The organism is Bacillus sp. AFS037270 (assembly GCF_002585305.1).
This window is the reverse complement of the sequence record NZ_NUNF01000010.1, coordinates 161,731-186,625: the sequence shown is the minus strand read 5'-3', so window position 1 is coordinate 186,625 and position 24,895 is coordinate 161,731. Positions and strand designations below refer to the sequence as shown.

Genomic DNA, 24,895 nt, shown 5'->3' with positions numbered 1-24,895 from the left:
GCAGAACTGTTAAAAGAACGGAAGAATAAAGATACCGACCACAATTGATATCGCTCCAATACCAATTGCCCACGCCCCAAGGCCCTCGGCACCTTTTCTCCTTGCTACGAATCCTAACACAATACCTGCGGCACCAAATAGTATAGGCATTACAAACAGTGATAAAATCGATAACGCTAAGGCAAGGACACCCATCCCAGTGCCGGCTGTGGCTCCAGCGCCAGCTTTCTGTTGTTGCTGCTGTGTATCATTTTGATTTTTCCGCAGTGTAACAGGAACTGGTGCAGCAATTTCAGCTGCAGTTTCTTCCTTGTATTGAGAAGAACGAATAGGTACTGATGCACCAATCTCAGGAGTATTCTCTGACTTTTTCAGGGAATAAGAAGGCCTAATTGGTACAGCAACTTCTGAAGCTGTTTCTTCCCTATATGCAGAAGGAGAATTGGGAATATCTTCTCCAATTATTGGTCCTCGAAGAGCTTCTTGCACTTTCGTGTCTCTTTCATCTGCCATCCTAATCCCTCACTTTCAGTTATAGGAGCATTTATTAGTGTGAACTACTTGACGGTTTTTAGTATGTCAATGTTTGTCTCCAATAGTTATTTATTTGAAATACCGGAAATGGTACTTTTCAAAATAATCCTTTATTGTTGGCCTGTCTTTGGTAAAATAGAAAGAGAACTTTAGACGAGGGTGAAGATGTAATGAAAAGATTTGGTATAGATATAGATGGCACCGTAACCTCTCCCACCTCCCTGCTTCCTTTTATCAATAAAGCCTTTAACCTAAATATTTTATATGAGGATGTAAATCAGTACGAATTGACCCCATTTGTTAATGTGCCCGAAAAGGAATTTGCTAAGTGGTTTACGGAAAATGAACCGATTATTTACGAAGGGTCACCGCCTGCAGTTGGTGCCATTGATGTGTTAAATAAATGGAAACATAAACATGAATTATTTTTCATTAGTGCACGTGGACCTCATTTACTGGATGTGACGGAGGAATGGTTTTTCCAGCATGGGCTAACATTTCACCATATTGAGTTAATTGGTTCACACGATAAAGTGGAAACCGCCAAGAAGCAAAAAGTCGACATTTTCTTTGAGGATAAACATGATAATGCCGTGATGATTCATGAAGAGTGCCAGATTCCAGTCATTCTTTTTGACACCCCCTATAATCAGGATCCCCTGCCAGAAGGCGTCATACGTGTGAAGAATTGGCGTGAGGCACATGAGTGGGTCGAAACTTGGTTAAAGAAACAGGAACCATTACGTAAAAAACAGCTTGTGTAATCCACAAGCTGTTTTTTAAAGGCAATCAGGACACCGTCCATATATTTCAAATTTATGCCCTGAAATATCATATCCCTTAAGATTTTCACTTAAACCATCCATGGGACAAGTATCAATTTCTTTTGTTTTTCCACAGTCTAAACAGATAAAATGATGATGATGGTGGTTTCTGGAACAGGTAAAGCGAAAATGTTTTTCCCCTGATAACTCGGTCATTTCTAATATGCCCATTTCGACAAATAGAGAAAGATTACGGTAAATGGTATCGAAACTCAATCCTGGATAATCATCTTTTAATAAATCGAGTACATCTTTAGCGGTTAAATATTTATCATGATCTGCGAATAATTGAAGCATATCTTCTCTTTTTCCTGTTTGCTTAAATCCATTATCCTTTAGGTGCTGTATGGCTTCGTTTACATTCACTTAGCTCCTCCTCCTAATCCACTGGTCATTTTTTTATAAAAGATTGCCATTATTAAAATTAGAACGGCAAGCATAACAATCGTACCCCCGGGAGCAAGATCAAGATAATAGGCAGTAAAAAGCCCGCCTAATACAGAGAGTTCACCAAAGAGAATAGAAAAGAAGATCGTTTGCTTGAACCCTTTTGCTATTCGAATACTTGCCGCAACTGGTAGTGTCATTAGCGAGGAAACCAACAAAATCCCAACAATTCTCATGGATGCAGCAATCACAAGTGCGACCATGACAATAAAGATAAAATGAATACTTTTCGCAGGTATTCCTGAGGCTTTGGCATGTTCCTCATCAAAAGAAAGTAAAAATAGTTCTTTATATAAAAAAATAATGATTAAGATAACAATCAAACTTATAGCCAATATAACCCATAAATCGATTCGGCTAACAGCTGAGACACTGCCAAATAAATAACTATATAAGTCCGTATTAAATCCATTGGCAAGCGAAATAAAAATAACCCCAAGCCCAATTCCGCCTGACATAATGATGGGAATCGCTAACTCCTGATACTGCTTATAAACTCCTCTAAGCTTTTCAATAAACAATGATCCGCCAACAGAAAAAACCATCCCCATATAAAGAGGGTTCAATCCTGCCATCATGGTAAGTTTATTCTCAATTAAAAGACTCGCAGCTATACCAGCCAAGGTAACATGGCTTAATGCATCAGCGATTAACGATAGCCTTCTGACAACGATAAACACACCTAGCAATGGGGCTAGAATTCCAATCAAAAGCCCAGTTAAGAACGCATTTTGTAAAAACTCATAATGAAAAATACCTTCAATCAATTTTTAACGCCTCCATGTTCATGGTTATGGGCCAGCACGTGAACATCATGACCATAAACCTTAGACAATCCCTTGTTGCTAACTTGTTCAAATTCTTCTGTATCACCATGAAAATGCAAATGTTTATTTAAACAAGCGACATGTGTCACCTTATCGGATATGGTGCCGATATCATGGGTAACCAATAACAGCGTGATCCCCCTGCTGGTATTTAAGTCGCCTAGCATCTCGTAGAACGAATGTACATTTTCCGCATCCACCCCAACGGTCGGTTCATCCAAAATCAAAAGATTCGGTTCGCTTACAAGTGCGCGGGCAATAAATACTCTTTGCTGCTGGCCACCGGACAGTTCGCCAATATTTCTCTGACTAAACTCCGCCATCCCTACTGCCTCGAGTGCTTCGATTACCTTCTCCTTATGTTCTTTTTTAAAAAAGGTAAACAGCCCTAACTTTTTGGTTAATCCGCTTGAAACAACTTCAAAAACAGTGGCCGGAAATCCTGTATTAAAGGAATTTGCCTTTTGAGAAACATAACCAATTTTTTGCCAGTCTTTAAATTTACTTATTTCCTGGCCAAATAAAAATATGTCCCCTCTTTGCAGCCTTAATAAACCTAATACTAATTTTAACAAGGTAGATTTACCTGAACCATTTGGTCCGACAATGGCCAAAAAAGATCCATCAGGGATTGTAATACTAATATCTTCAAGCACACTCTCTTTTTCATAACGGTATGAAAGATGTTTTATTTCAATTATTGCTTGCATGGTTCACACTCTCACTTTTAATTATAAGAATCATTCCGATTTAACTTCAAGTAGTATACAATAGGACTTTCCAATTGTAAAGGGTTAGTAACTTGACACAAACCCCTTTATAATCCATTGTCACACTCTATCCCGTTCTTCATACATTAGCATGGAGGAGTGATGAGGGTGAAAATATTTGAAAGCATCATTAATCATAAAATTAACACTATCACAGCAGAAGAGCTTGTAAAGTATGCAAATCAATTTAATATAACAGTTAGCCGCGGGCAAGCCATCAAGATCGCCGAATACTTAAGAGGGAAAAATATTAATATTTTTGATAATACACAGCGTGCGCAATTGGTAAAGCAAATTGCTAAGGCTGCTGGACCTGAAACGGCACGAGAAGTTAATAATTTGTTAATTCAATTCACAAAGCAATAAAAAGCTGTGCCGGAGCACAGCTTTTTTCTTATCCTTGCATAATTTCATCTAATAATTTCTCATTAAACACTTGCTCCCTGAGCATGTTGATTTCAAATTTATAAGGCGGTTTTTTATTATTTTTGTCTTCACCAACGAAGGGAGTCTCTAATATCTTAGGAACGTCCTGTAATTGCGGATGATGAACCACATAATTTAGTGCTTTAAATCCAATATGACCAAATCCGATGTTTTCGTGGCGGTCTTTTCTCATCCCAATTGAATTTTTACTGTCATTGATATGAAGTACTTTAAGCTTATCTATGCCGATAATTTTATCAAATTCATTTAAGACACCATCAAAGTCTTCTACAATGTTATAGCCGGCATCATGTGTATGACAAGTATCAAAACAAACAGACAATTTATCATTAAAGTTGACCCCATCGATAATCATCGCCAGTTCCTCAAATGATTTCCCGCATTCAGAACCTTTTCCGGCCATTGTTTCTAAGGCAATTTGAACCTGTTCCTTACCGGTCAATACTTCATTCAAACCCTCAATGATTTTTTTGATACCCAGTTCTGTTCCAGCACCAACATGGGCACCCGGATGGAGAACAATCTGCTTTGCTCCAAGTGCCTCTGTTCTTTCAATTTCACTGCGCAAGAATCTTACACCTAATTCAAATGTATCCGGATTTGTTGTGTTTCCAATATTAATGATATATGGAGCATGAACAATGATTTCAGTGATCCCGTTCATTTCCATATGTCGTCTTCCTGCTTCAATGTTCAGATCTTCTATTTTCTTTCTTCTGGTATTTTGCGGTGCACCCGTATAAATCATAAAAGTATTGGCACCATAGGATACAGCTTCAGCGCTGGCTGCAAGCAGCATATCTTTTCCACTCATTGAAACATGTGAGCCGATTTTCAACATCCCTGTTCTCTCCCTTTATATGATTATTTCTTTCTTTTCTCTATCTTTCGCTGCCGTTTTTTTATTTTATCCATTTCCCACTGCATCTTCTTTTTGTATCCTGGTTTTACCCTTTGTGGTTTTTTGACCATCGATTTAGCGGTTCGATCCGCTTCATCTTCTTTCCTTACACGTGTCTTCCTTTTATTTCTTTCGTCAATTTCTACGATTTCCTCATTTTTGAAGTCAACATGTTTAAATTGGATGCCCATTTTTTCCAACCTGTTCAAAGCATCCTCATCAGAGCTCTCATATATCGTTAGGGCAATACCGGAATTACCTGCCCGCGCCGTTCTTCCTACCCTGTGAATATAAAAATCCAAATCTGTCGGAAGTTCATAATTAATGACATGGCTGACACCTTCAATATCGATCCCTCTTGAAGCAAGATCGGTCGCAACAATATACTGATACTCCAAGTCCTGTATTTGTTTCATCATCTTTTTTCGTTCACGAGGATTTAAGTCACCATGGACCCGACCCACTTTTAGGCCCTTTTCATTTAAGAAATAGGCAACTTCTTCCGCCATCTTTTTTGTATTGGTAAAAACAATCGCAAGATATGGATTGTAGGCAAGCAGTGCATCATGTACAAGCTGTTTTTTATTGCGATGCCTTGATGGCAACAGATAATGCTCTAAATTCGCTGCCGCTTTTCTCTTTGATTCAATCTGAATGGTCTTTGGATTCTCCATATATTTTTTTAAAAATGGTTTTAACTTTTCAGGAATGGTAGCAGAAAAAACCATCATTTGCAGTTTCTCAGGCATTTTTGCTGCAACTTGATCAACATCTTCAATGAATCCCATATCTAACATCATGTCAGCCTCGTCAACCACAAGGATGTTGGATGTATGGATAAATAGGGCCTGCTCCACCATAAGATCTTTAATTCTACCAGGGGTGCCGACAACAATTTGCGGCTGAACCTTAAGTTTTTCAATGGTCCGCAGCTTATCTGTCCCCCCTATATAACATCTAGTCATAATTTGCTTATCAGGACTGCAATGTTCAGTAACCTTCAAAATCTGGTGATAAATTTGTGAGGCTAATTCTCTGGTTGGCGCCGTTATTACTGCTTGAACTTCTTGACGCGCTGGATCAATCCCTTCTAAAATCGGCAAAACATAAGCAAATGTTTTACCTGTTCCCGTTTGGGACTGACCAATGGCACTCTCCCCTTTTAATACTAATGGGATCATCCGTTCCTGAATTTCTGTTGGCTCATAAAAACCAAATTGATTCAGTGCTTCTATAATAAAAGGCTGAAACTTAAATCGCTCAAATTGATTTGATTTCATAAAATAGCTCCTAGTCTAATTAATCTATTATGGAGTAGTATTTCCTTAAGGTACGCTTCCTTCTCTATGTCCATCATGTTATTATAGTAAAATTTCACCTAAATAACCAGTTAACTTATCATTTTATTCTCAGCTTTTACTAATAAGGCAAATTTTAAAACGAAATTAGTTTTTTCCTTGTGTGTAAACCTAAACCAAAATTGGTTTTATGCATACTTTAATGTATGAAGTCATGTAAGAAAGGAGGTCGTAGAATGCAGCCAAGACCAAGAATGCCCTTTAACGGTGGAATGGGGCAGCAAATGTTCGGTGGAGGTGGTCCGATGATGGGGCCGGGGGGCCAGCCTTCTTTCGGAAGAAATCCGATGATGAGGCCTCAAGCAGGACCTTTTGGCGGAGGGAACTCAATGATGGGAGCCAGAATGGGGCCCGGATCCGGTCAGATGGGTAGAGCGGGAGGAGGAATACTCTCGAAACTTCTCGGTAAAGGTACTCAGACAGGTACACCAGGCGGACTTATGGGAATGGGCAGAGCAGCAGGAAGCGGTGGCGGCTTAATGCAATCCCTAAGCACTCCTGGGGGATTAAATGGGATTTTAAACAATACCCAGCAAGTGTTAAAGACAGCACAAACCATTGGACCCATGATCCAACAATACGGTCCAATGGTAAAAAATATACCTGCGATGTGGAAGCTTTATCGAGGCTTTAAAAATGCTACTAAGAGCAGTGACTCATCCAGTAAGAATCCAAAGTCAGATTCAACTGTAGAGGAATCTTCCAGCAGCGAAAGTTCGAAATCTGTAAATTCAAATAAGTCTGTCGAGCGGAAGTCCAATCAAAAGTCACGTTCTCAACAGCACCAAAAGGGAAGTTCAATTCCGAAAATGTATATATAAAATTTCTGAATGCTGAAACCCAGCATTCTTTTATTTTTCAGATAATTTTCACAGGAAAAATGTATCTTTGTATTATATCTATTAGTTTTATATAATAAATACATAGACTAGCAGAAAAGCCTAAAAGCCAGTGAAAACATCTTTTGGTAATTAACTAAACGAAAAGTTCATTTAGGAGGACTTTATATATGCAAATCATTAAAATATCACCACGCGGTTATTGCTATGGAGTTGTCGATGCCATGGTCATTGCGAGAAATGCCGCTTTAGATAAATCATTACCTCGTCCTATCTACATTTTAGGGATGATTGTTCATAATAAACATGTCACAGATGCCTTTGCAGAAGAAGGAATCATTACTCTTGATGGAAAAAATCGTATTGATATTCTTGATAAAGTGGAATCTGGAACGGTTATTTTTACCGCCCACGGCATTTCACCAGAGGTACGTGAGCTTGCGAAGAAGAAAGGCTTAGTAACAATTGATGCAACATGTCCTGATGTAACAAAAACACATGATTTGATTGAGGAGAAAACCAAACAAGGGTATCAAGTTATTTATATCGGTAAAAAGGGGCATCCAGAGCCTGAAGGTGCTGTCGGGGTTGCTCCAGGTATGGTTCATTTAGTCGAAACTCCTAACGATGTTGAAGCATTAACCGTTCAAAGTGACAAACTGATTGTGACGAACCAAACAACTATGAGTCAGTGGGATGTTGCGGATACGATGAAAAAAGTAAAGGAAAAATATCCGCATGTTGCAGTCTATAACGAAATTTGCCATGCTACACAAATCAGGCAGGAAGCGGTAGCCGGTCAAGCAACAGAAGCAGACGTTACAATCGTGGTTGGAGACCCAAAAAGTAATAACTCGAATCGACTGGCCCAGGTTTCAGAGGAAATTGCTGGAACAAAAGCATATCGTATTGCCGATATAACCGAATTAGAACTTGATTGGATAAAGGGCGCTAAGACAGTGGCGGTCACATCCGGTGCCTCAACACCAACACCAATTACCAAAGAGGTCATCTCTTTCCTTGAGCAATTTGATCCAACTAATGAAGCAACCTGGGAACGCCGTAAACAAGTTCAATTAAGCAAAATATTACCTCGAGTAAAAAGTACAGAAAAATAATAAGAAAAGCTCCAGCGCCTTGAACAGGGAAAAAAGTAGTTCATTTTTTCCTGATCAAGGCGCTGGAGCTGGACAATTTTCAACTTAAAAGAACCGTGTCCCATAAGACCGGTTCTTTTAATGTGTGATTAAACAAACTGAAAGGGATCTGTATTTTCTTCTGAAGGGAAAATGTCAACGTTGTAACCAGACTCTTGGCACATCTTTTGGAGTACTTTGGTCAGCCCTTTTTTCATCACTTTTTCAACATTATGTCCCGGGTCAATCATATTTAAGCCCTGCATCATCGCATCATGTGCGGTATGATAATAGATATCCCCTGTAACATACACATCTGCCCCTTTATACTTGGCACTCATAAAATATTTATTGCCATCACCGCCTAATACGGCAACTTTTTTTACATTGGCTGATAAATCGCCAACCACCCGTACAGTCGAAACGCCTAAGGACGATTTTACCTTTTCGGCAAATTCAGCTAATGTCATTTCTTTCACTTTTCCGATTCTGCCGAGACCGAGTGCTTCCCCTCTATTCTCTACTGGGTATACATCATAAGCTACTTCTTCATAAGGATGTGCCTTGATCATGGCGGTGATCGTTTTCTTTAAAATTGGTTCAGGCACAATCGTTTCTAGTCTCACTTCATCCACTTCTTCTAACTGACCTGGTTTGCCCAGAAAGGGATCTGTATGTTCACCTGGTAAAAATCTCCCTGTTCCATTTGCTGAAAAAGAACAATGGCTGTAGTTTCCGATAAAACCTGCCCCTGCATTTCCCAGCACTTGTCTAATTTCCTCTTCATGACTAGAAGGAACAAAGACCACTAATTTCTTAAGCTTTGTATTAACCGTAGGAACCAAGACCTCTGCATCCTCAAGCTCTAAAGCTTCTGCCAAAAGGTCATTAACCCCGCCTTTAGCTACATCCAAGTTTGTATGGGCTGCATAAACAGCTATATCATGTTTTAATAACTTTTCGATCATTTTGCCCTGGGTTGTATCTGTCAACAGGTTTTTAAGTGGACGATAGATGATAGGATGATGTGCGATTATAAGCTGAACATCTTTTTCAATTGCTTCGTCAATAACCTGCTCGAGAACATCAAGTGCAATCATTACCCGTTCAACCTTTTTATTTAATCGCCCAATTTGTAAGCCGATTTTATCGCCTTCCATTGCCAATCCTTTTGGAGAAAATTGCTCAAAAAGTTGGATGATTTCATGACCATTCGGATTTTTCATTATTTAAGGACCCCCTCTACAAGTTTTATTTTATCGGTCAACTCTTGTCTTTTTTCGATTGTTTCGACCGTTTCCGAAGCTCCTTCCAATGCTTTTGAAATCCGCTGCCAGTTATTCATTTCGGCTGTCCACTTCTTTTTAAAAATCTCATTCTTTTGTTTTAGTAGGAACGGCCCTAACAAAAGCCCCTCATCTCTCTTTATCTGGTACGGCTTAAGAGGGTCTCCCCTTTCCGCTACTAGGATCTCGTAGATCTTCGAGTCTTCCTCAATAATTTCTTCTGCAATTAATTCCCAGTTGTTTGCTAAAAGCCATGTTCGAATCGAAATTGCGCTAATATTAGGCTGTAATATGAGGCGCTGCACTGAATCTAGCTTGTCTTTCCCATTGTCCAAGATACTGGAGATAAGTGCCCCACCCATCCCAGCAATGGTAATACAATCAACCTCACCAGGCTCAATAACCTCAAGCCCATCCCCCATACGAACGGCAATTGTATCTACTAGTCCTTCTGCCAAGACGTTTTTCTCAGTAGATTGAAATGGCCCTTGAGCAACTTCCCCAGCGATAGCAAACGAAATTTTTAAATTTTTAGCTAAGTAACATGGTAAATACGCATGATCGGACCCAATATCCGCCATCCGTGCCCCATCTATTACATACTTTGCGACTGTCGTTAATCGAACTGATAACTTATCTGTATTCAAAATTCCACCACTTTTACTAAAATTTATATTATCTATTCATTGAACTTAGAGAATTGTCCAGCTGCAGCCCCTAGGAAAAAATGAACTACTTTTTTCCCTCTTCAAGGCGCTTCCGCTCTTCGTTTTAGTATAAAAAAAGTCCTTCACTTATGCAAAGGACTTCTTTTATTATTTAATTTTAGATACCCATTCTGCCATTGCTTCAGCTTGTTCTTGAGGAACAAGACCTGACGGCATGTTACCTTTACCTTTTGTAATAATGTTAACAATCTCTGCTTTAGAATACTTACTGCCAACACCTTTTAATGTAGGACCTACTACCCCTTGATACTGATCCCCGTGGCAAGCAATACAGGTTTGCTTATAAATATCTTCTGGCTTTGAAGCTGCAACCTCTGTTGTCTCGCCGCCTTTCCCTTTATCCTTTGCCATTTCTTTCATGTCTCCTAGTCCTTTAAAAGAAAGGATAAACACTAATACAATCCCAAAAACCATGACAAGAATGTAAGGAATTACCGGATTCCGTTTCATGATCTTACCTCCCTTATGTACGAACGCTTGTTAAAAATAAATAGTTTACAAACAATTACTATTTTACTTGAAAAATAACAGAAGGAAAAGCCCTAAACTTATTTTATCACTATAATCTTCATAATAATGAAAAAAGAGACAGAGAAAATAATAAATTATTTCTTCAGTCTCTCTTCTTTCTATTCATTTATTAGCAGCCGATAAGGCGGGATATAACGATTCTTTGTACTTCCGATGTCCCCTCACCGATCTCTAGGAGCTTTGCGTCACGCATCATTCTTTCTACCTGATACTCCTTCATATAACCGTAACCACCATGGATTTGAACGGCTTGGTCTGTGACTTCCATACACATTTCGGATGCGTATAACTTACACATGGCAGCTTCCTTGGAAAACGGCCTCCCTTGGTCTTTTAACCAAGCGGCCTTATAGACCAGATTTCGTGCTAGTTCAATTTTCATTGCCATATCGGCAAGCTTAAATTGAACAGCCTGAAAGGAGGAAATGGATTTGCCAAATTGTTTTCTTTCCTTCGCATAGGCTAATGCTCTCTCATAGGCACCTTGAGCGATACCTACAGCCATTGCACCAATCCCGATACGTCCACCATCCAACGTGATTAAAAATTGCCTAAAGCCCTCTCCACGCTTCCCCAGAAGGTGATCAACAGGTACTTTTACATTTTCTAGCACCAGCTCTGTTGTATTAGAGGCATTCAAACCCATCTTTTCATAATTATCAATGATGGTAAACCCCTCAGAGTTTGTAGGAACTATAATGGCACTAATCTCCTTTTGTCCATTCTTCCCGCCAGTTACAGCTGTTAAAGCTAAATGGTGCGCATAACTGGCATTGGTAATAAAGCACTTATTTCCATTTATAATAAATTCGCCATTTGCTTCTTTGGCCGATGTCCTTGTTCCCCCTGCGTCTGAGCCGGCATTAGGTTCTGTTAGACCAAATGCCCCCAATGATTCTCCTGTACAAATCGGGGTTAAATATTTAAGCTTTTGCTCCTCAGTTCCAAACAAATTGAGCGGTGCACCGCCTAGAGAAATATGAGCAGAGTAGGTTATCCCCGTCGAGCCGCATCCCCTGCTTAACTCTTCAACGACGATCGCAAAGCTGATTGTATCCGCTCCGCTGCCGCCATATTTTTCTGGAAAAGGTAGACCCATCATCCCCAAATCACTTAGCTTTTTAAATATCTCTACAGGAAATCGCTTTGTTCGATCGCGCTCTATGGCTCCTGGTGCCACTTCTTCATCTACAAATTGCCGGATCATTTGTTTAATCATTTGTTGTTCAGATGTTAAGTCAAAATTCATTCCCATCCCCCCAAACCACCATTGTATACGCTTTCTTTTTTATTATATAAGGAAATGTAAATAATTCATAACATTTTTAAATTTTAAAATATATTATATTATCGAAATATAAATAAGTGATTTTCTTTATCGTGGATGGATGGGAAGAGAATTACCAATTTACTGCTGTTTGAAAACACAATATGAACATTTTTCTTTTTGCAAGAAAGTAAAATGACTGAAGAAGCTACTAAAAGCCCAAATGCCTATTTGCAAAATGAGAGATAATTCAGTAAAATAACAATACAGAAAGTGCTTTCATTAGTTAGCTCCTATTATGTTTGGAACAAAAAAAATAGTCTACTTCAATAAAGAAGCAGACTATTATTAGCAATACATTCCGTTATTCTAAGAAATCTTTTAAACGTTTGCTGCGGCTTGGATGACGCAATTTCCGCAAGGCCTTTGCTTCAATTTGACGGATACGTTCACGAGTAACACCGAATACCTTTCCTACCTCTTCAAGGGTACGGGTCCGGCCATCATCCAATCCAAAGCGCAATCTAAGAACATTTTCTTCTCGGTCAGTTAGAGTATCGAGAACATCTTCTAATTGCTCTTTTAATAATTCATAGGCAGCATGTTCTGAAGGTGATGTTGCGTCCTGGTCTTCAATAAAATCACCTAAGTGTGAATCATCTTCTTCACCAATTGGAGTCTCAAGTGATACTGGTTCTTGAGCGATTTTTAGGATTTCTCGTACCTTATCAGGAGTTAAATCCATATCTTCACCGATTTCTTCCGGTGTTGGTTCGCGGCCAAGATCTTGCAAGAGTTGACGCTGAACTCGAATTAGTTTATTAATGGTTTCAACCATATGAACGGGAATCCGTATTGTTCTTGCTTGGTCAGCAATAGCACGTGTTATGGCTTGACGAATCCACCAAGTGGCATAGGTACTAAATTTAAAGCCTTTACGATAATCAAATTTTTCAACTGCTTTAATGAGACCCATATTCCCTTCCTGGATCAAATCAAGAAACAACATGCCACGGCCAACATACCGTTTTGCGATACTAACCACAAGCCGTAAATTGGCTTCGGCAAGACGACGTTTTGCTTCTTCGTCACCTTCCTCAATTCGGTTTGCAAGCTTGATTTCTTCTTCGGCAGATAGTAAGTCAACACGGCCAATCTCTTTCAGATACATCCGGACAGGATCATTTATCTTAACTCCAGGAGGAACACTAAGATCGTTTAAATCGAATTCTTCATCATCTTCTTTTGCCAATTTTTTAATATCTGGATCTTCCTCATCACTATCGCCTACTAATTCAATTCCTTGCTCAGTTAAGGACTCATAAAATTCATCCATGTGCTCGGAATCCACATCAAAATTAGCCATTTTCTCAGCAATATCATCATAGGCAAGGACACCGATTTTTTTACCCAGTTCAGTTAACTGGTCTTTTACTTGTTCAAGGGTTAATTCATTTTCAACCTCTTTTGAACGGGCTGATTTTTCAGCAGCCATATGTCCCCCTCCTTCCAAAAATCAAAGACAATAAAATGAAATTTATAACAATTTACGCAAGTGATTAATTTCATTAGCAATCACTGCGGCCTTACTAAAGTCCTTTTCTCGTTCAACCTCTTTTAGTTCCACTTCTTTTTCTTTTATCTTTAACAATTTTTGATAATTCAACACCTGTTTGATATAATCAGTTAATTCCTGATCTGTTAACTCATCATTGATGGACATCATTTCAATGTCTGCAACCATTCTTCTAAGATTGTCATCTTGAATATAGGTTAAAAACGCGCTGGTGTCAGGTTCTGTGTGATCTTCAAAAAATCCTAACAGATAGGTTATTATTGCCTGATGTTCATCGGTATTAAACGTTTGTCCTGCTAGTAATTCCTGAACTTTATATACCACTTCTCGATTTTTAAGCATATGGGCGATCAACCGCCTCTCTGCTGTAACATATTTCGGTTTCAGTTCTTCTGCGGGCTTAACAACTAACAAAGGCTTATGAGCTGGTTCTTTCAACCCATTTGATTTTCTCTTATCAGCAAAATAAATTTGCTTTTGCTGCTGCTTTAAAGCCTCTAACGAAAGGGAAAATTCCGATGCCAGCTGTCTTAAGTAATGATCCCTTTCAACAGCCTTATCGAGTTTACTTATCTCCTTGATTATCTGTTCGATGTATGCGAGCTGATCTCCTTCAAGCTGAAGATTTTTTCCTCGCCGGAAATAAAGAAATTTAAAGGCCATCCAGGTTAAACTTGCACCAATGACTTCGTTGCGGAACTTATCTGTACCATTCTTTTGAATATATTCATCAGGATCCAGACCATCTGTCATCATCGCAACTTTAATTTGAAAGCCAGCTTCTTGAAGATGGTTCCCTGCCCTGTAAGCAGCCTCGATACCCGCTTTATCGGAATCATAGCAAATGGTAATCGTTTGAACATTTTGTCTTAACAGAGCAATATGCTCATCTGTTAATGCCGTTCCCATTGTGGCTATACCATTTTCTACACCAGCCCGGTCTGCAGCAATTACATCAGCAAATCCTTCAAATAAAATAGCATATTGCAGTTTTTTTATGCTTGGTTTTGCCAAGTGATAATTATATAAAATTTTACTTTTATTAAAGATTGCTGTTTCGGGACTATTTAAATATTTTGGCTCATCAGGCCCAAGTGATCTCCCAGAAAAAGCAATCGTATTACCGTGACGGTCAAAAATAGGAAACATAATCCGGTCCCTAAAACGATCGAAGTAAGTTCCATCCCGCTCTCGTTTGATAATTAAACCGGCTTTCTCCATCCATTCAGGTGAAAAATCCCTTTTAGTCAAGAACTTATACACGAAGTCCCATGAATTTAATGAATACCCAATTTGAAACTTATCAATTGATTCTTGGGTAAACCCTCTGTTCAGTAAGTACTCAAGCGCATGCTGACCTTCTTTTGTATTTACTAAGAGATGGTGGTAAAATTTCCTTAAAAGCTCATGGGCATCCAACATCGCTTGAAGCTCTTTAGAAAGTTTTTTTCCGCCCTTTGATGAAGGTATGTTTATTCCTAAATCAATATTTACCTTCGCTGCTAGTTTAATGGCTGCCTCTTGGAATGATATTCCTTCAAGCTCCATTAAAAAAGAAAATACATTTCCCCCCGCTCCACAACCAAAACAATGAAAGATTTGTTTGTCAGGTGATACTGAAAATGATGGGGTGCTCTCTCCATGGAATGGACATAATCCGAAGTAATTTCGCCCCTGTTTTTTCAGTTGAACATAATCGCTTATTACCTCGACTATGTCAACAGCCTGACGAATTTGGTCAATCTTTTCTTCGGCAATAAGGTCTGCCATGCAAACACAACTCCATTTGTACTACAGGTATTCGGCAAGCATTCATTAAATCCCTGCAAATTTCGACAAAATTTTTGTTAATTTCATCACAAATCTTGCTTGGTCCTTAAAATGATTAGTATTTACCCTCTTTCGTATTCTCCTCTATATGTAATATTTTTCTTTCACATGATGAACGTAGGAAGCAGCAAAATAAACGTTAGCGGAATTTTAAATACGATTTCGACAATTTCATTTTGACCGGGCAAGAATCTGAATCGACAAAAATAGCCGATTTGCCTTATCCATAAGTATAAATTCTACATCACTCCGCATATTCCTTCTTAATCAGATAACTTTTATAAAAAGGATTTATGTCGAATTTTTTTTAGGGGGCTGCCTTGACATCTAACAATAAATAGTTTATTCGTTCTAATGCAACTCTAAACCTAAAAAGATATATTTTTATCACAATTTTTTATTATAGTATATTCGTTATCATTTTACCATAACTTTTTTTCGATTTTTTTAAGTTAAAAAACACATAATCAATTGACTATGTGTTAGAATCTTCCCTTTTGAATATAATTTAGTATAACATTTGCGGTCTCTTCGACTGCTTTATTGGTCACATCAATCACCGGACACTTAATTCTCTTTACAATCTTCTCAAAGAAGGTTAATTCCTCTTTAATCCGTTCAATATTAGCATAGCTTGCTTGATCGTTTAATCCTAGGGAAAGCAGCCGTTCTCTTCTAATATTATTTAACTTTTCCGGACTTATTTTCAACCCGAAGCACTTATCAATTGGAACTTTATATAGTTCTTCCGGCGGATCTACTTCCGGAACCAGCGGTACATTGGCCACCTTTAACCGTTTATGTGCCAAATACTGAGATAATGGGGTTTTAGAGGTTCTTGAAACTCCAATCAAAACGATATCAGCCTTTAAGAGACCTCTTGGATCTCGTCCATCATCATATTTTACTGCAAATTCGATTGCCTCAACCTTTTTAAAATAATCTTCATCAAGTTTCCTTACCAAACCAGGTTCACATAATGGCGTTTTCCCGCTGAAAATTTGAATTTGATCAATAATAGGCCCGATTAAATCAACAGCTTGTATACCGTCTTCATCGGCTCTCTCCTTCAAATATGTACGCATATCTGGCTTTACAAGGGTATAAGCAATCATTCCCTTATCATTGGAAACCAGGGATAAAACCTCTTCGATATGTTCTTTATCCTCCACATAAGGAAATCTCTTTAATTTCATACCAGATCCATTGAACTGGCTAATCGCTGCTTTCGTAACTAATTCAGCTGTCTCCCCAACTGAATCAGAGACCACATAAATGATCGGCTCGCTCATTCTCCCTCATCATCTCCATTTCCTATTTATCTTTCCTCATCAGCTAAAGCCAAAAAGGCTTTTGTAATGTTTGTTTTTGTCACTCTGCCAATAACCTCATACCCTGTCTCCGATTTTTTTACGACAGGCAAGGCATCGATTTGCTTTTCAATTAGTTTCCTGGCAACATCAATTAATAAATCTTCCCGTTCACATGTTGTTATGTTCGGCATCCTTGTCATGATGATATTGATAGGGATACTGGTAAGCTCTTGTTTGCCAATACTTGCCCGCAATAAGTCTTTCCTCGACAATACCCCGACTAGATTCGAGTTTTGATCCACTACGAATAAAGTACCCACATCTTCAAGAAACATCGTACAGATCGCATCATAAACCGAAACACTTTCACCTACTACCACAGGGATAGATTGATAATCCGAGACATAAATTTTCTGTAGGTTTTCAGTCAATAGCTGAGTCCCCGACTTTCCAGTATAAAAATAGCCAACCCGCGGCCGTGCATCCAAAAAGCCTGCCATTGTTAGGATTGCCAAATCAGGCCGTAATGTAGCACGTGTTAAACTCAATTGGTCCGCAATTTGCTCACCAGTAATTGGACCATTATCTTTTACGATCTGTAATATATGTTCCTGGCGTTTAGTCAGTTCGATTGTCCTCACCACCTTAAAAATACATTAATCTCTTGCCTCGTTTGATTTAGAAATATTATATACTACTTCTCCGCTATTTTAAATAATAATGGTTAAAGATAAAAGGTGCGGACAACCGCACCTTTAGCTTACTTAAAACACCATTTTTTCTTGTAAAAAGTTTACTAACTCAGAAATAGGGAGACGGGTTTGTTCCATTGTATCTCTGTCACGCACTGTAACCATGTGGTCTTCTTTAGAGTCAAAATCATAGGTAATACAGAATGGTGTACCAATTTCATCATGGCGGCGGTAGCGTTTACCGATAGAGCCTGCTTCATCATAATCCACCGTAAAGTGTTTTGATAAATCAGCAAATACCTCTTTCGCCTCTTCAGACAGTTTTTTCGATAACGGTAATACCGCAGCTTTATATGGTGCTAATGCAGGATGGAAATGCATCACCGTTCTTGAAGTACCGTCTTCAAGCTGTTCTTCATCATAGGCATCGATTAAGAAAGCTAGCGTAACCCTGTCAGCACCAAGTGATGGTTCAATACAATATGGTACATACCTTTCATTCGTTTCCTGATCTAAATAATGGAAATCTTCACCAGAAAAATCCATATGCTGCTTCAAATCATAATCTGTTCTTGAAGCTACGCCCCACAGTTCGCCCCAGCCAAACGGAAATTTAAACTCAAAATCTGTTGTCGCATTACTATAGTGGGAAAGCTCATCTTCTGAATGGTCACGAAGCCTAATGTTTTCCTTTGTTAGACCTAGAGATAATAACCAGTTTTCAGCAAAATGCTTCCAATAATCGAACCATTTTAGCTCCTCACCCGGTTTGCAGAAAAATTCAAGCTCCATTTGTTCAAATTCTCTTGTTCGGAATGTAAAATTACCAGGGGTAATTTCATTTCGGAAGCTTTTACCAATCTGTGCAATCCCAAACGGTAACTTTTTCCTCATTGTCCGTTGTACATTTTTAAAATTTACAAAAATACCTTGAGCGGTTTCCGGACGAAGGAAAATTTCATTTGTACTAGTTTCCGTTACCCCTTGGAATGTTTTAAACATTAAATTGAACTGGCGAATACCGGTAAAATCATGGCTGCCACAGTCAGGACAAGCAATGTTATGTTCCTTAATTAATTCTTCCATCTTTTCGAATGGAAGCCCGTCTACCACCATTTCTATGCCTTTTTCCTCAAGGGCATTTTCAATTAGTTTGTCTGCACGATGACGGGCCTTACAGTTTTTACAGTCAATCATTGGGTCATTAAAATTACCAATATGACCTGAGGCTTCCCAAGTTCTTGGATTCATTAAGATGCTGGCATCTAAGCCGACATTATAAGGAGACTCTTGAACAAATTTTTTCCACCAAGCCTGTTTGATATTGTTTTTAAATTCTACGCCTAATGGACCGTAATCCCAAGTATTAGCTAAACCTCCATATATCTCTGACCCAGGAAAAATAAATCCTCTGTGTTTCGCATGTGAAACGATTTGTTCCATTGTTACATTCATTGTTTTCTCGCTCCTTTTTTTAAATGGATAGTGGGAGACATAAAAAAACTCCCGTCTCTATGCTTTTGACAAGCATAGGGACGAGAGTTACCCGCGGTTCCACCCTATTTGCTGCTTTAAATGCAGCCTCCTTAAATTGTGTTTCTTCAACACGATTGCTCAGGAACGCCTTCATTAGTGCCCTATACCCTAGCTCACACCGCCCTAGGTTCGCTTTTATAGAGTTGGCTAATTACTACTCTCCGTCAATGCAAATATTTTATTGAGGCTCTTTTCGTAAGCTTTGTTGCTTTTGGACCTTAATAATATATGCGAAAATAGCCTTTATTAAGGAAATAGTAACGAAAACTTCTAACATTGTCAACAAGGTAACTATAACAGATTACGAAAATGATCCATCGAATTAAGAAACTTTTTAGATTTAAGATGAAGACCTGAATACTCATCATAGTAGGCTGTGATAATTTTTTTCAATTCAGCCTTCGTTTCGTCTTTAACTGAAATATTTCCTAAGCGGGTAAGATCAAAATAATAAAATAGCCGTAATAATTTAACAGTTGCTGGTAATAATGGAAAATGATATGGATCTTTATCCAAACAGCGATGACAGATAAATCCGCCTTCCCGAATTGAAAATGAAAAATGACCGTCTGAACTGCCGCAGATAGAACATCGATCTAAAATCGGGTAGAGGCCCATTACATTTAACATCTTCATCTCGTATATATTCATGAGTATATCAGGATCAAAACCTTCATTCATATAATTAAGTGTCTGATAAAGCAATTCAAAATGAAACGGGTTTGGTTTTTTATCCTCAGTACATCGATCTGTTAATTCAACAATATAACTGGCATAGGCTGTTAAAAAAATATCCTCTCCAATAGCGCGCAAGGAAGTGATGATTTCTCCCTGCTGCAGGCTCCCTAAACCAGAACCGGTTTGCAAGAGGAAATATCCATGTGTAAACAGCTGGGAAATAGAGGAAAGGCGGCTATTTGGCTTTTTGGCTCCACGAGCCATAACGCCAATCTTACCACCTTCTCTGGTATATATCGTTACTATCTTATTAGTTTCACCATAATCTGTGGTTCTAATGACAATGCCTTCATATTTCTGAAGCATTTTTTGTCACCTTCTAACGTAAGAGCGAAAACAAACTTATGAAACGGGAAAATCAATTTGTGCTAGATCTTCATTCTGATTTCCGGGTATTTCTTGGTTTTCCTTCTCAAGCTCCTTAAAGAGAAGATATGTGTCAATATTACCTGTCTGGAGGAATACTTTCCACGTAAAATCCATCATCGAAAACCCCACCTTTCATTATTTAGACTAGCCTAATGTTAAATCCCAAACCTTATAATTATCATAGCCTGCCTTTGCCAAAATATAAGACGAAATAATTGTTAATGTTGTCCATGCATAATCTTGTTTAATAGTTAATATTTTAGATAGGGTTTTGTTAATATTCATCCTCATTGAAGCCATAATCACGAAGCTGGGACATTTTATTACGCCAATCTTTTTGTACCTTAACCCAAAGCTCTAAAAATACTTTTGAACCGAGAAGATTTTCAATATCCACCCGGGCCCGCTTGCCAATTTCTTTGAGCATGCTCCCTTGCTTACCAATAATAATACCTTTTTGTGAATCCCTTTCGACAATAACTGTAGCCATAACATGAATAATATCCTTATTTGACTGCCGTTCCATCTTATCCAAAACAACCGCCAAAGAGTGAGGGATTTCCTCTCTGGTTAAGTGAAGTGCCTTTTCCCTAATCATTTCGGTAATAATAAAACGTTCCGGATGATCAGTAACTTGGTCAGCTGGATAATATTGCGGCCCTTCTGGTAAAAAGCCTTTAATTTGCTCTAATAATCGTTCAACATTGTTACCTTCTAATGCGGATATTGGAACGATTTCTTTAAAGTCATATTTTTCTTTATATGATTCAATAATAGGCAGCAATTCATCAGGATGTATTTGGTCAATTTTATTAATGACGAGAAAGATAGGGGTATTAACGGTTTGGAATTTTTCCAGAATAAATTCTTCCCCGCGTCCAAATCCTTCTTCGGCATTTACCATAAATAAAATTAAATCAACCTCTTTAAGTGTATTTTGTGCTACCTTCATCATAAAGTCGCCCAATTTGTGTTTTGGTTTATGGATACCTGGTGTATCAATAAAAACCATTTGCGCATCAGGAAGGGATAACACTCCTTGAATTTTGTTCCTAGTTGTCTGTGGTTTATCGCTCATTATGGCAATTTTTTGACCAATCACCCGATTAAGGAAGGTTGATTTCCCTACATTTGGCCGTCCGATAATTGAAATAAATCCTGATTTGTATCCGTTTTCATTCCCTTTAGTTTGCATGTAAATCCTCCGGAGAAAAGGCACCAGGAAGTAACTCAGCTACCGTTAATTCTTTTACATCGCCTTTAAGATTGGTTAATATCATTTTCATATCACTTGGGCATAGCTCAGATATTACTTGCCTGCATGCACCACATGGGGAACAAGGGCGATCTGTATCCGCAACAACAGCCATCATTTGAAAATCTCGGTCACCTTCAGAGTAAGCCTTAAAAAGGGCGGTACGCTCGGCACAATTACACATACTATAAGCGGCATTTTCAATATTACAGCCGTGATATACTTTCCCATCTGTTGTTAACAATGCTGCTCCAACTCCAAACTTAGAGTATGGAACATATGCTTTATCTCTTGCCTTTTTTGCTTCTTCCATTAATTGTTCAATGTTCACAAAAACGTCTTCCCTTCCAGCAGGAATCTGCTGTTTCTTTATTTTACCTCAAATATTAGAGAAAATCATTAGGTGTAGCGAAAAAGTAATAAAAAATTTTAAAAAGTTAGAATTTTCTCATAATGTAACTTGTCTTCTAAAAATAAATTATTTTAGTTATTTTACCGAAATGGTCAACGTATTTCAAATTAGTTAAAATCCTGTTAATTAGTAACCTTTCTAGAACTGCTTTAATACATAGGGTAAAAAAATGATGATGCCCACGATTACTGTTAATATCGAATAAATGAAAACAGCTCCAGCGGCAATATCTTTTGCCTGTTTTGCAAGCGGATGAAATTCTGCTGTAACCAGGTCTACTACCCGCTCAATTGCAGTATTCATTAATTCTAGGGCAAACATCCCCCCAATTGCGAAGAGAATGAAAATCCACTCTAGTTTTGATATTGAAAAATAAAAAGATAACACTAAAACGATTAGTGAGCTAATAAGATGAAATCGCATATTTCTTTCGTTTTGAGCAGCTGTCAGAATTCCTGCAACTGCATACGAAAAGGAATTTAATAAGACGAATCGTTTCCGTTTATCGTGTGAGTCCATAATCGTTCAAAATTTCCTTTTGCAATGTAAACATTTCCTTTTCATCTTCCTCTGTCATGTGATCAAAGCCTAAAAGATGAAGGAAGCCATGGACGGCTAAAAATCCTAACTCTCGCTCGAAAGAATGGCCATATTCCTCAGCCTGCTCCTTTGTCCTTGGGATCGAGATAATAATATCGCCTAGGATTCGGGGCATATCCATTCCTGATAGTTCTACCTCACCCTCTCCAAGCTCTTCCATTGCAAATGAAATGACATCCGTGGGAGTATCTTTATCTCGGTATTCACGATTAATTTCTTGAATCCTCTCATTCGAAACATAGGTTATAGATACCTCACTATGCTCTTCAATCAGCTGCTTCCTAGCAGCAAAATTAATTATTCTTTCTATTTCAAGCATTTGCTGCTCTGTCAATTCATTTGTTTCGTCCACACTATCAATGAGTAATGTCATGCTTGCTTCACCTGCTTTGTATTTGTTAATTCTGGATACTCAATTCTTGAATGAAATATCCCCTTTAAAGTCTCACATAATGCGTGAGAGACTGTTTCAATTTCTCTCATCGTAATATCACATTCGTTTAGCTGCCCATCTTCAAGCCGTTCAGCCACAATTTTTCTTACAAGCGATTCGATTACTTCTGGTGTAGGCTGTGATAACGAGCGTACTGCTGCCTCTACACTATCCGCGATACCAACGATCGCAGATTCCTTTGTTTGTGCTTTAGGGCCGGGATAGCGAAATTCCTCTTCTTTACTATCCGATTCGCTCTGAAGAGCTTTATGGTAAAAGAATTTTAGCAATGTTGTTCCATGATGCTGCTCTGCGATATCAATAATTTCTTTCGGCATGTGATATTTCTTTAAGATAGCCGCTCCATCGATTACATGAGCAATAATAATGTGTGCACTTTTATCTGGCGGCAGCCTATCATGGGGATTGTCATGGTTTATTTGGTTTTCGATAAAGAAGTTCGGCCTTTTGGTTTTTCCAATATCATGATAATAACTACCAACCCTTGCTAATAGCCCATTTGCCCCAATGGCCTCGCAGGCAGATTCAGCTAAATTTGCCACCATTACGCTATGATGATAAGTTCCGGGGGCCTCCATTAGTATTTTTCTTAGGAGTGGGTGATTAGGGTTTGACAATTCAATCAGCCTTATCGAAGAAAGAATTCCAAAGCTTGCTTCAAAAAATGGTAATAACCCTACAGTCAACACAGCAGAGCTGATCCCGGATACAAGTGCTGTGATTAGATAGTAGCCGTACTCCATTCCTGAATACTGGCCATTGGGGAGCAGCATTAACGCACCTATTGTAAACACATTAATAATCGCTGCGAAGGAACCAGATTGGAATATTTTTGAACGGCGATTTTGACTGTTTAAAAACAGAATAGCTGCAATACTGCTAAAAAGGATATAGATCCCTACGGAAAAATTAAGTGTTCCGGTAATTCCCTCATTAAAAAGGATACTCCCGCATACAGCCAAAAGGATCGACATAAAAATAGCCAGCTTTTCATCAATTAATATTTTAATTAACATTCCACTCATTGCAGCCGGAAAAATATAACCAATGCCCTCAAAGCTAAAAACTTGCAGGATACTAATGATTTTCATGATAAAAATCGAGAGAATAAAAATAATCCCATACAATAATAAGGCGGTTTGGCGCTTCTCCGGGAGTGATTTCATTTGATGAAAATAGTAATAAATAGCTGATAGGCTTATGGTAATTAACACGATTAAACCAATAAGCGGCTTATATGAATGGTTATTGTTTATGAGACCTACCAATTTTAATTGCCGATATATATCCTGATTAATTAATTCCCCTTCTTCAGCAATAATTTGTCCCTGAAGGATTTTTACAGGCTCAACCTTTTCTGCGGCCTGTTGTCTGAGTTCCTCTGTTGCATTAGGATCATAAAACTCATTTTGAATGACAGCATATCGCCCTAATTCAATAGCAGCTAATTTTAATTCATCATTTAAGGTGGTGTACTTTAATTCTTCTTCTACCCTCTTCTTAGCATTTTCCACCTCATCAGCAGAAATTCTTTTGGTCATCACATTACTGATTGCCGTAACAGTTAAATCTTTCGCAATAGCTAGTTCATCATTATCAGCATGAATTAAGGCAGTAAAAACTTGATTAGAAAGATCCTTCGAAACACTTGAAGTCAATTTTGCTTTTAGCTGTGACTCTTTATCGGAATCACTTGGTTCCTTTATCGTTATCGTTTCTTCTGAAGCTTTTTCTTCCTGTTTTCTCTTATCTTCCTCAATTTCATTATTAACCTCTATCGCTGATTGAAAAATAGAAGAAATTAAATCAACTCGATTTTGTGTATATTCATTTTTCAAAGCGTATACAGGCTGTACCTGATTTATTGCCTCTTTCCGTTTGTTTTCGGTACTTTCCTTGTCTTCTACTGTTGCGGGAGAACGAATGGTATTTTCTGCTACTGAGAACAAGCTTAGCTCAAGTTTTTCTGGTTTAACGTTGTTGTAGATCGCCCCAACTAAAACTATCCCTAGCACAATAAAAAATAAAATGCGAAAAAAAGTAATATCAAGTAATTTTCGTATCCGTATGAAGTTCTGCTGTAGTTTATCCAACTAAATCCCCCCAACCACGGCCCTATTCATCATTGTTATAGTAAAAGAATAACAAAATACTACTAGAAAATACGCTTTATGTAAAATCATATCAGTTTTTCGGGAAAGTTTCACCTTAAATAGAAGATATTT

Annotated in this window: 26 protein-coding genes and 1 other annotated feature; of the genes, 4 read left to right on the top strand and 22 right to left on the bottom strand. The window is 38.3% G+C overall.

Annotated elements, in window-relative coordinates:
- Nucleotides 1-9: 9 nt before the first annotated feature.
- Nucleotides 10-513, bottom strand: a complete 504-nt coding sequence (locus COD92_RS31805; RefSeq protein WP_176541177.1) for a DUF308 domain-containing protein — start codon at nt 511-513, stop codon at nt 10-12.
- Between the two features lie 191 nt (nt 514-704).
- Between COD92_RS31805 and COD92_RS05000 the strand changes: the two genes are divergently transcribed.
- Nucleotides 705-1,298, top strand: a complete 594-nt coding sequence (locus COD92_RS05000) for a hypothetical protein (RefSeq protein ID WP_098529975.1) — start codon at nt 705-707, stop codon at nt 1,296-1,298.
- A gap of 15 nt (nt 1,299-1,313) precedes the next feature.
- Here the strand turns inward: COD92_RS05000 and zur are convergent, their stop codons facing one another.
- The 3 genes from zur to COD92_RS04985 are packed head-to-tail and all read right to left on the bottom strand — an operon-like array spanning nt 1,314 to nt 3,342.
- Nucleotides 1,314-1,724 carry a zinc uptake transcriptional repressor Zur gene (zur, locus tag COD92_RS04995; protein WP_098529974.1) on the bottom strand — a complete coding sequence of 137 codons (411 nt, stop codon included), beginning with the start codon at nt 1,722-1,724 and terminating at the stop codon, nt 1,314-1,316.
- On the bottom strand, nt 1,721-2,572 hold the full coding sequence (locus COD92_RS04990; protein ID WP_098529973.1) for a metal ABC transporter permease: 852 nt from the start codon (nt 2,570-2,572) through the stop codon (nt 1,721-1,723). Before COD92_RS04990 ends, zur begins: the two co-directional genes overlap by 4 nt.
- Nucleotides 2,569-3,342, bottom strand: a complete 774-nt coding sequence (locus COD92_RS04985; protein WP_098529972.1) for a metal ABC transporter ATP-binding protein — start codon at nt 3,340-3,342, stop codon at nt 2,569-2,571. Before COD92_RS04985 ends, COD92_RS04990 begins: the two co-directional genes overlap by 4 nt.
- A 168-nt stretch (nt 3,343-3,510) precedes the next feature.
- On the opposite strand from COD92_RS04985, the gene COD92_RS04980 reads away from it, so the two are divergent.
- Nucleotides 3,511-3,768, top strand: a complete 258-nt coding sequence (locus COD92_RS04980; RefSeq protein WP_098529971.1) for a DUF2624 domain-containing protein — start codon at nt 3,511-3,513, stop codon at nt 3,766-3,768.
- Nucleotides 3,769-3,796: 28 nt separating this feature from the next.
- Here the strand turns inward: COD92_RS04980 and COD92_RS04975 are convergent, their stop codons facing one another.
- Nucleotides 3,797-4,690 (bottom strand): deoxyribonuclease IV, encoded by an 894-nt coding sequence (locus tag COD92_RS04975; RefSeq protein WP_098529970.1) that lies wholly within the window; start codon nt 4,688-4,690, stop codon nt 3,797-3,799.
- A 23-nt stretch (nt 4,691-4,713) separates the two neighbouring features.
- Nucleotides 4,714-6,030, bottom strand: coding sequence for a DEAD/DEAH box helicase (locus COD92_RS04970; RefSeq protein WP_098529969.1), 1,317 nt, complete (start codon nt 6,028-6,030; stop codon nt 4,714-4,716).
- 254 nt (nt 6,031-6,284) lie between these two features.
- Between COD92_RS04970 and vrrA the strand changes: the two genes are divergently transcribed.
- Both vrrA and COD92_RS04960 read left to right on the top strand, forming a co-directional pair.
- Nucleotides 6,285-6,929 (top strand): VrrA/YqfQ family protein, encoded by a 645-nt coding sequence (vrrA, locus tag COD92_RS04965; RefSeq protein WP_176541176.1) that lies wholly within the window; start codon nt 6,285-6,287, stop codon nt 6,927-6,929.
- A 188-nt stretch (nt 6,930-7,117) separates the two neighbouring features.
- Nucleotides 7,118-8,065 carry a 4-hydroxy-3-methylbut-2-enyl diphosphate reductase gene (locus tag COD92_RS04960; protein WP_098529967.1) on the top strand — a complete coding sequence of 316 codons (948 nt, stop codon included), beginning with the start codon at nt 7,118-7,120 and terminating at the stop codon, nt 8,063-8,065.
- Between the two features lie 128 nt (nt 8,066-8,193).
- Here the strand turns inward: COD92_RS04960 and COD92_RS04955 are convergent, their stop codons facing one another.
- The 16 genes from COD92_RS04955 to COD92_RS04880 all read right to left on the bottom strand — a co-directional run bounded on the left by COD92_RS04955 (nt 8,194) and on the right by COD92_RS04880 (nt 24,763).
- Nucleotides 8,194-9,309 carry a Nif3-like dinuclear metal center hexameric protein gene (locus COD92_RS04955; protein WP_098529966.1) on the bottom strand — a complete coding sequence of 372 codons (1,116 nt, stop codon included), beginning with the start codon at nt 9,307-9,309 and terminating at the stop codon, nt 8,194-8,196.
- Nucleotides 9,309-10,016, bottom strand: coding sequence for a tRNA (adenine(22)-N(1))-methyltransferase (locus COD92_RS04950; protein WP_098529965.1), 708 nt, complete (start codon nt 10,014-10,016; stop codon nt 9,309-9,311). Before COD92_RS04950 ends, COD92_RS04955 begins: the two co-directional genes overlap by 1 nt.
- Nucleotides 10,017-10,184: 168 nt before the next feature.
- Nucleotides 10,185-10,547 (bottom strand): cytochrome c550, encoded by a 363-nt coding sequence (gene cccA / locus COD92_RS04945; RefSeq protein ID WP_098529964.1) that lies wholly within the window; start codon nt 10,545-10,547, stop codon nt 10,185-10,187.
- Between the two features lie 190 nt (nt 10,548-10,737).
- Nucleotides 10,738-11,877, bottom strand: coding sequence for an acyl-CoA dehydrogenase family protein (locus COD92_RS04940; RefSeq protein WP_098529963.1), 1,140 nt, complete (start codon nt 11,875-11,877; stop codon nt 10,738-10,740).
- 382 nt (nt 11,878-12,259) lie between these two features.
- Entirely contained in the window at nt 12,260-13,390 is a 1,131-nt protein-coding gene (gene rpoD / locus COD92_RS04935; protein ID WP_098529962.1) for an RNA polymerase sigma factor RpoD, read from the bottom strand.
- Between the two features lie 42 nt (nt 13,391-13,432).
- On the bottom strand, nt 13,433-15,241 hold the full coding sequence (dnaG, locus tag COD92_RS04930) for a DNA primase (RefSeq protein ID WP_098529961.1): 1,809 nt from the start codon (nt 15,239-15,241) through the stop codon (nt 13,433-13,435).
- Between the two features lie 542 nt (nt 15,242-15,783).
- Nucleotides 15,784-16,593 carry a pyruvate, water dikinase regulatory protein gene (locus COD92_RS04925; RefSeq protein ID WP_098529960.1) on the bottom strand — a complete coding sequence of 270 codons (810 nt, stop codon included), beginning with the start codon at nt 16,591-16,593 and terminating at the stop codon, nt 15,784-15,786.
- A gap of 26 nt (nt 16,594-16,619) precedes the next feature.
- The gene (gene ccpN, locus COD92_RS04920; protein WP_176541175.1) at nt 16,620-17,255 is read right to left on the bottom strand and encodes a transcriptional regulator CcpN; all 636 of its coding nucleotides are present in this window, start codon (nt 17,253-17,255) and stop codon (nt 16,620-16,622) included.
- A gap of 123 nt (nt 17,256-17,378) precedes the next feature.
- The gene (locus COD92_RS04915; protein WP_098529958.1) at nt 17,379-18,761 is read right to left on the bottom strand and encodes a glycine--tRNA ligase; all 1,383 of its coding nucleotides are present in this window, start codon (nt 18,759-18,761) and stop codon (nt 17,379-17,381) included.
- A gap of 73 nt (nt 18,762-18,834) precedes the next feature.
- Nucleotides 18,835-19,019: a binding site (T-box leader), on the bottom strand.
- A gap of 114 nt (nt 19,020-19,133) precedes the next feature.
- Entirely contained in the window at nt 19,134-19,886 is a 753-nt protein-coding gene (gene recO / locus COD92_RS04910; RefSeq protein WP_098529957.1) for a DNA repair protein RecO, read from the bottom strand.
- 36 nt (nt 19,887-19,922) lie between these two features.
- Complete coding sequence (locus tag COD92_RS04905) at nt 19,923-20,066, bottom strand: YqzL family protein (RefSeq protein ID WP_098529956.1); 144 nt, start codon at nt 20,064-20,066, stop codon at nt 19,923-19,925.
- A 157-nt stretch (nt 20,067-20,223) separates the two neighbouring features.
- Nucleotides 20,224-21,144, bottom strand: coding sequence for a GTPase Era (gene era / locus COD92_RS04900; RefSeq protein WP_098529955.1), 921 nt, complete (start codon nt 21,142-21,144; stop codon nt 20,224-20,226).
- Complete coding sequence (gene cdd / locus COD92_RS04895; RefSeq protein ID WP_480254374.1) at nt 21,134-21,517, bottom strand: cytidine deaminase; 384 nt, start codon at nt 21,515-21,517, stop codon at nt 21,134-21,136. The genes era and cdd overlap by 11 nt, the downstream gene beginning before the upstream one ends.
- 237 nt (nt 21,518-21,754) lie before the next feature.
- Nucleotides 21,755-22,135 carry a diacylglycerol kinase family protein gene (locus tag COD92_RS04890; RefSeq protein ID WP_098529953.1) on the bottom strand — a complete coding sequence of 127 codons (381 nt, stop codon included), beginning with the start codon at nt 22,133-22,135 and terminating at the stop codon, nt 21,755-21,757.
- Nucleotides 22,119-22,589 (bottom strand): rRNA maturation RNase YbeY, encoded by a 471-nt coding sequence (gene ybeY, locus COD92_RS04885; protein WP_098529952.1) that lies wholly within the window; start codon nt 22,587-22,589, stop codon nt 22,119-22,121. Before ybeY ends, COD92_RS04890 begins: the two co-directional genes overlap by 17 nt.
- Nucleotides 22,586-24,763, bottom strand: a complete 2,178-nt coding sequence (locus tag COD92_RS04880; RefSeq protein WP_098529951.1) for an HD family phosphohydrolase — start codon at nt 24,761-24,763, stop codon at nt 22,586-22,588. The genes ybeY and COD92_RS04880 overlap by 4 nt, the downstream gene beginning before the upstream one ends.
- Nucleotides 24,764-24,895 lie beyond the last annotated feature (132 nt).